General features: G+C 43.7%; 8 protein-coding genes and 1 pseudogene. 5 read left to right on the forward strand and 4 right to left on the reverse strand.

Annotated features, from left to right (window positions below):
* Nucleotides 1-53: 53 nt before the first annotated feature.
* Nucleotides 54-1,826, reverse strand: a complete 1,773-nt coding sequence (locus CXF83_RS01330; RefSeq protein WP_101089030.1) for a collagenase — start codon at nt 1,824-1,826, stop codon at nt 54-56.
* Nucleotides 1,827-1,949: 123 nt separating this feature from the next.
* On the opposite strand from CXF83_RS01330, the gene CXF83_RS01335 reads away from it, so the two are divergent.
* The 3 genes from CXF83_RS01335 (at nt 1,950) to hemF (ending at nt 4,096) form a co-directional block, all read left to right on the forward strand.
* Nucleotides 1,950-2,513: a DNA topoisomerase family protein gene (locus CXF83_RS01335; protein WP_101089031.1), complete on the forward strand. Its 564-nt coding sequence runs from the start codon at nt 1,950-1,952 to the stop codon at nt 2,511-2,513.
* Between the two features lie 92 nt (nt 2,514-2,605).
* The gene (locus CXF83_RS01340; RefSeq protein WP_101089032.1) at nt 2,606-3,169 is read left to right on the forward strand and encodes an L-threonylcarbamoyladenylate synthase; all 564 of its coding nucleotides are present in this window, start codon (nt 2,606-2,608) and stop codon (nt 3,167-3,169) included.
* 12 nt (nt 3,170-3,181) lie between these two features.
* Nucleotides 3,182-4,096, forward strand: coding sequence for an oxygen-dependent coproporphyrinogen oxidase (hemF, locus tag CXF83_RS01345; RefSeq protein ID WP_101089033.1), 915 nt, complete (start codon nt 3,182-3,184; stop codon nt 4,094-4,096).
* Between the two features lie 52 nt (nt 4,097-4,148).
* Here the strand turns inward: hemF and CXF83_RS01350 are convergent.
* Nucleotides 4,149-4,400, reverse strand: a pseudogene (locus CXF83_RS01350) (globin domain-containing protein); the annotation flags it as partial.
* Nucleotides 4,401-4,612: 212 nt separating this feature from the next.
* Nucleotides 4,613-4,849 (reverse strand): globin domain-containing protein, encoded by a 237-nt coding sequence (locus CXF83_RS01355; RefSeq protein ID WP_101089034.1) that lies wholly within the window; start codon nt 4,847-4,849, stop codon nt 4,613-4,615.
* 140 nt (nt 4,850-4,989) lie between these two features.
* On the opposite strand from CXF83_RS01355, the gene aroE reads away from it, so the two are divergent.
* Together aroE and CXF83_RS01365 are read left to right on the forward strand one after the other, a co-directional pair.
* Nucleotides 4,990-5,805, forward strand: a complete 816-nt coding sequence (gene aroE, locus CXF83_RS01360) for a shikimate dehydrogenase (protein ID WP_101089039.1) — start codon at nt 4,990-4,992, stop codon at nt 5,803-5,805.
* An 11-nt stretch (nt 5,806-5,816) separates the two neighbouring features.
* The gene (locus tag CXF83_RS01365; RefSeq protein WP_101089035.1) at nt 5,817-6,095 is read left to right on the forward strand and encodes a DUF1488 domain-containing protein; all 279 of its coding nucleotides are present in this window, start codon (nt 5,817-5,819) and stop codon (nt 6,093-6,095) included.
* A gap of 9 nt (nt 6,096-6,104) precedes the next feature.
* On the opposite strand, the gene CXF83_RS01370 is transcribed toward CXF83_RS01365, so the two are convergent.
* Nucleotides 6,105-6,662, reverse strand: coding sequence for a gamma carbonic anhydrase family protein (locus tag CXF83_RS01370; RefSeq protein ID WP_101089036.1), 558 nt, complete (start codon nt 6,660-6,662; stop codon nt 6,105-6,107).
* Nucleotides 6,663-6,968 lie beyond the last annotated feature (306 nt).

Raw genomic sequence — 6,968 nt, forward strand, 5'->3', positions numbered from 1 at the left:
AGCATATAAAAAGGAGGCTAACGCCTCCTTTTTAGTATCATTATTAGCTAGCACTAAAAATGTAAGTGTTTGCTGTCTTGAGTTAAGTGCTCTGGCTGCAAGTAGTCACGATAAGCATAGCGGTTCTGTTTATGCAGTCTAGGCTTAGCTTTTTCTTCACTGTCATCGAATTGTTCGACTTGGGCTGCAAGCCAACCTGCAAACTCCTGCTGATGTTGAGTCAACTCGGCGAGTAGTGACTCATAACCTTCAAAGTAATCTGTTTTCAAGAACTGGCTCAGCTTCACGTAATCACTATGGTGATGCTCGGCAAGAAAACGCACCGCCATGTAACTCCATTTGTAGGTCATATCTACGCCATCTTTGTACTCAGTCGCGAATATATCTTCTAATGACGGGGCCTCTTCGATGTCGCGCTTGATGATTTTAAGCGTGGTTGGGTTTTGATCTCCCCGCGCAATGTATTCAGCTAAGCCTTCTGACCACCACACCATTTTGCTAGGGAAGTGTCCGAAACCGCCATACTTTACAAAGTGGCCATCTAAATAATGAACATATTCATGATTTAAGTTCCAAATCGCAAACTCAGGCTCTATCCACCATTGGCGATAGGCAAAGAAAGTCGCTTGGTTGCCCGGTTTGGACGGTTTTCCTTCGATATACATGCCGCCGTTATCGGTTTGAATGTCGAAGACTAACTGGCCATAGTAGTGATATTGGCTCCAGTTTTTGAATGCCACGACTCTTAATGCATCATTGTTATCGTTGGCTGTGGGCTGCTGCTGTGTTTCAAGCAGTTGATGAAAATGCGACTCTTGAGATGTGAGCTTAGTACAGCTGTCAGTTAGCTCTTGTTGGTTAAGATCTTGCGCTAAAATAAATAACGAGTCAGAGCAACGGTGCTCTATCGGCAGCGCTTCTTTAAGTTCTGGGATACGGCATATTTCGCTATTTTCTTGGCAACGCTCTTGGGCTGCAAAGGTATTAACATGATAGCCCTTGCTGTATGCATCTTTGGCGCTCTCTCCGCGTTTAGCGACATCTTGCTTAGCAATATTTGCAACGGCCTCATCGACGGCTTTTTCAAGTGCAGTTGTTTCGCCATCCTCTGATGATGGTAATGATAGTCTATAGAGTGCTAACGCCCAATATGCATTGGTTCGCGGCCAGTCTTTATCTGCGCGAATACTTGCATCGCTGGCTGCAAATGAAACTAAAGGTTCATTGAGCTGTGCTGAGAGTAACGTGGCATTGAGTTCGCCATCAATCTCCTTGCGACTGACGTTAAACAAAAAACCATAGGCTTTTAATGTTTCAAGCAAAGCGTAGTCGTTTGACTGTAGGCTGGCAGTGCTTGCCAGTTGGGCTAGTTGAGTGTTTAGCTGCGGTAGTAATGGTGCGAGTTGCACTGCACGTTCATTGCTTGAGAAATAGCGATAAACCGTTACCGCATACTGCTCCTGCAAGCGAGCTTGGTTATTTAATTGACCTGAGCTTGCAAGTTGTTCAAGCGCAACAGATAACCCAGCATAGTCGGTCGCTTCTAGCTGTTCTATGGGACCATAATAACTAAATGCACGGAAGTAATAGAGTAGCTTATCAAGGCTATTAAATTCAGTTGTGGTTGCTAAAGCCGCGCTTGCTTGTTGGAAATGAGCAACGGTTAACAGTGGGCTTGAAGCATCAAAGAGTGTACTTTCTGAAGTTGTAGATATTTGTTGTACTAGTTCTGGCTGAAGTGGGGGATTGTTTGTGCTTGAACAGCCAGATATTGAGCCAGATAGCGCCGCTATGATAGTTAAAGCAATTTTATTTTTTGTATTCATCAATTAACCCTTTATTTTTTTGGATACAATATACCACCACTTTTTATCAAAACCTATTAGATGAATACAAAAGTTACGCTAATACTTGGTAGAATAGCGCTATATTGAAGAACTGAGATAATCATGGCTAAAATCGATAAGCAACTGTTTACAACACATGAACACGCATTAGAAAAAGAGTATGAACTCTGTCCTAAGTGTGGCAGTGAACTGTCAGTAAGACACAGTAAGCATGGTGGGTTTATCGGCTGTAATAACTATCCTAGTTGTGATTACACTCGGCCATTAGTGCAGCATGAGTCTATAGAAACTCAAGTGATTGAAGGCTCAAGCTGCCCCGAGTGCGGTAATGAGCTTGCCGTTAAGTCTGGTCGATTTGGTATTTTTATTGGTTGTACCAATTACCCTCAATGCAGTCACATCGAAAAACACGATCAAGCCGACGCAGAAGATGAAATTGATTGTCCAAAGTGTAAGTCGGGTCATGTTGAGCATAGAACCAGTCGATTTGGTAAATCATTCTATGCTTGCAGTGCTTATCCTAAATGTAAGTTTTTGGTGAACTATCCACCTAGAGCTGAAGCGTGTCCTGATTGTGGTTTTGGGATTTTAGTTGAGCGTAAAGGGGCGGCAGGAATGCGCTTAGAATGTCCCGAGAAAACGTGCAAATATAAACGGCCTGTCTAAATAATCATATTACCTTCCACTAATGTCGCTTTTGAGTAATCATAGTGACATTAAACAGTGCAGCTTATATTGAGTAAGGAACAGTGAGATAAATGTTAGAAGTATTGCCTGCTGAAGTGGCTGAGCTTATTGAACAAGGAGGCATCATCGCCTACCCAACGGAGGCCGTTTATGGTTTAGGTTGCGATCCCGACAATGATGAAGCTATTCATCAGTTGCTGCAAATAAAGCAGCGTCCTTGGCACAAAGGCTTGATACTCGTTGCGGGTGACTATCAACAACTCCTTCCCTATATTGATGAATCTCAGCTTAGTGTTGAGCAGCTAGCATTTGTTCACAGTAAATGGCCCGGCCCTTTTACCTTTATCATGCCAATCAAATCTGGGCTGTCTAAATTATTAAGCGGTACCTTTAATTCCATAGCCGTACGAGTTACCTCGCATATCGGTGTGAAAGGGCTATGCGCTGCAATCAATAAACCCATTGTTTCAACCAGTGCCAATTTATCAGGTCAAGAGCCCGCGTTATCACCTATAGCCGTTCGACAGCAGTTTGAGGGCATTATTGCTGGGTTAGTGGTTGGAGAGCTAGGAAGTCAGACTGCTCCTTCAACGATTATCGATGCCAAGAGCGGCAACATTATAAGAAAAGGTTAATCAAGGAAAAGTATGAGCACACCAGATTCTGCAATAGTAAAAGCTTTCTTACTCGATCTTCAAACTCGAATTTGTAATGGACTCCAAGCACTAGATGGTTCTGCACAATTTGTGGAGGACTCTTGGAAACGTGAAGAGGGCGGTGGCGGACAAAGTCGCGTATTGACCAATGGTGCGGTATTCGAGCAAGCGGGGGTTAACTTTTCTCATGTGACAGGTGCATCTATGCCTGCATCGGCAACCGCTCACCGTCCTGAACTCGCTGGGCGTAGCTTCGAGGCGATGGGGGTTTCGTTAGTTATTCATCCAAAGAACCCACATATACCAACAACTCATGCCAATGTACGCTTTTTTATCGCGCATAAAGAGGGCACGGATCCGGTATGGTGGTTTGGTGGTGGTTTTGACTTGACCCCTTATTACCCTTACCTAGAAGATGTTGTGGAGTGGCACCAAAATGCCAAGTCTTTGTGTGAACCCTTCGGCAATGAGGCATATCCAAAATATAAGCAATGGTGTGATGAATACTTTTGGTTACCACATCGCAATGAAACCCGTGGTGTTGGCGGGTTATTCTTTGATGATCTCAATAAAGAGGGCTTTGATAAGAGTTTTGCCTTTATGCAAGCGGTAGGTAATGGCTTTATAACAGCTTACGCACCCATTGTTGAACGCCGTAAGGATACTGAGTATGGCGAACATGAACGCCAATTCCAACTGTATCGCCGTGGTCGTTATGTTGAGTTTAATTTGGTTTATGATCGTGGCACCTTGTTTGGATTACAGACCGGAGGCCGTACCGAGTCAATTTTGATGTCTATGCCACCACTGGTACGTTGGGAATATGCCTACACTCCAGAAGCCGGCAGCCCAGAAGCCGCGTTATACAGTGACTTCCTTAAGCCAAGAGAGTGGTTAAGTGCATAAACTGCAATGATTATATAGAAGGTGAAATCAGTCACGCATCGATAAAAGGGCGTTACTGGTTTCGCATATGATCCGCAAGTGTCGATATCGCAGCGTAAATGGCTTGTTGGTGTTGCTTATCTTCTATCTCTATTTCAATAGCCGTTTTCATACAAGCTAACCATTGCTCGCGCATGTTCTCGTCAATGTTGAACGGCATATGTCTTGCTTTTAAAGCGGGGTGGCCATGTTTCTGCTGATATAGCTGCGGTCCGCCTAACCAACCGCTTAGAAATTCAAATAACTTTTGTTCTGATTCATTAATACCAATTACCTTTAGTATTTAGTCAATTCAGAATCGCTCACGCTTTTCAATTCAAAGCGCATTGACGACAGAATGGTATTCCCTTGTGAGTCAATGCAAAGCAGAAGTGGAATGCATGGGCGCTTCCCGTAGGGTGGGTTTCAAAGCGCTGCATGCTGCGACGAAAACTCTCGATATAGAATCACTATTAGCTTCACGTCTCCGACTTGCCTTCAGCACTTTGAATTCCCACTGAATGAACAGATACTGAATGCAATTGGTATCATTGGCGCTCTGTGAATATTCAGCAACTCTTTACTGGCTTGTTTAGACTGCATCTGCAAATAAAACTGATGAGCAACTGCGCGAATGGTTTTCTCGCCACCAATACGATCATAAGCATTCGATTGCTGCGGATCTCGCTCTTCTGTGGTCTCTTTTTTACTTACCAGGCGTTTTAACCAATTCATCTTTCATCTTCTATTACTCGTCATGCCGCCATTATAGCAATTATGCACAGTGAAAATAACGGCGACAGAATAGATTGCTAGTCGCTAAATCCGCGGTAAACTAACCCCCACTAAGTTTAGCTAGCAACAGAGTGTTGATGATGACGGATAGATACGCAGTATTTGGTAACCCTATTGGGCACAGTAAGTCACCGAAAATCCACGCCGTGTTTGCTGCTGAAACAAATCAGTCATTACGATATGAAGCCATTTTGGCTCCAGTGGATGCATTTGAAGTTAGTTTTCGTACTTTTGTTGCCAACCAAGGATTGGGGGCAAATGTTACCGTGCCTTTCAAAGAACAAGCATTTGCACTGTGCGATGAATTAAGTGACCAAGCGCAGCTTGCTGGGGCAGTAAACACGCTATCAGTATTAAGCAATGGCACAATTCGTGGGGATAATACCGACGGGCTGGGCCTGGTTACCGATCTACAGCGACAATTCGGTAGCCTAAAAGGCTTAAATATTTTGCTGGTGGGTGCGGGGGGAGCGGCTAGAGGCTGTATATTACCATTATTGCAGGCTGGTATCGCTAAGTTGACGATCGTTAATCGCACTCAATCTAAAGCTAAAGCATTGGTCGACATATTTGCTGAGTACGGTGATGTCGTCACATTACCTATCGGGCATACAGGGCAAAGCTACGATATTATTATCAATTCGACCTCATCTAGCTTAAGCGGTGATGTACCCAAGATCAGTCATCAAACAATAGCTGGTGACACTGTTTGCTACGATATGATGTATGGCAAAGAACAAACCGCCTTTAACGCTTGGGCACTAGCGCAAGGCGCCAAGCAAGCAGTTGATGGTTTAGGGATGCTGGTGGGACAAGCTGCGCAGAGTTTTTTGATTTGGCGTAAGGTTAAACCTGGCGTTGAAGCAGTTTTAACGCAGTTGAGAGCAGAGCTTTAATAGAGAGCAAAATGAATCAAAGTATATTGTTTCCTGACTTACAAGATTGGGAACCACAAGCCCTGAGTGTTGTTTTCACCGTTCAGGTGGAAGGCGTCAATATAGAGTGTCGAATAGGCTTAGCAAAGTTAGCTGAATTGTCTGCGACAGTACTGAGTGCCGATCAACATGATATCGCTAGCAAGGCATTGGCTATTTTTGACGAGTACCGATTTGATATTGAAGATGAGATTGAGCAACTCATCGAACAAGAGGCATTCGATGAGTTAGATGGGGTCAAACTTATATAGCTAGGTTCTTTATTCGCCTTCTTGCAAATATTCATTTTTAAGTCTGACATAGTTGTCAGCAGATTGAGGTAAGAAGGCAAGCTCAGCTTCGGTCAGTGCGCGGATCTGCTTAGCCGGGCTACCGACATAAAGATAACCACTTTTTAATACTTTATTGGGCGGCACTAAAGAACCCGCACCCAAAATCACATCATCTTCTAATATCGCACCATCAAGGATGATCGCCCCCATACCGACTAAAATACGATTACCCACTTTACAGCCATGCAGCATCGCTTTATGCCCAATCGTGACATCGTCACCAATAATTAACGGCTGACCCTCAGGTAATGAAGGAGACTTGCGAGTGACATGTAGTACAGTGCCATCCTGAATGTTTGTACGTTTGCCAATGCTAATATGGTTAACGTCACCTCTGGCAGCAACTAAAGGCCAAATACTCGAATCATCATCTAAGGTGATATCACCTACCAAAACACATGCTTCATCGACATAAACATCATTTTTAAGCTGTGGCACCGTTCCTTTGTATGAGCGTAGTGACTTGTTATTTTGCGAGCTAGTCATCTTAAAATCCTTAAAGTGGCTGTTTTAGGCATTATAAAGCCTAAAAAGTAGCTAGTCAGGGTGTTTTATCATCAAACAGCAACAATAGAACCTTTTTATTCAGAAAGCCTCTTGTGCTCCATCAGTATTCCCCTATAATGCGCATCCACTGACACGGCACAGCAGGCCAACTACTTAGGTAGTACGGGACTTGCAGCAGTGTTAGAGAGTTAAAAATCTTCGGAGATTTGATTCAGGTGACAAGCGCTTTAAGGGCTTCGGTTTTGATTTCTGATTAAGAAAGCATCACTCGAAAAACTTCTTAAA

It is taken from the genome of Shewanella sp. Choline-02u-19, assembly GCF_002836205.1.
In the GTDB taxonomy this organism is placed as follows: Bacteria; Pseudomonadota; Gammaproteobacteria; order Enterobacterales; family Shewanellaceae; genus Shewanella.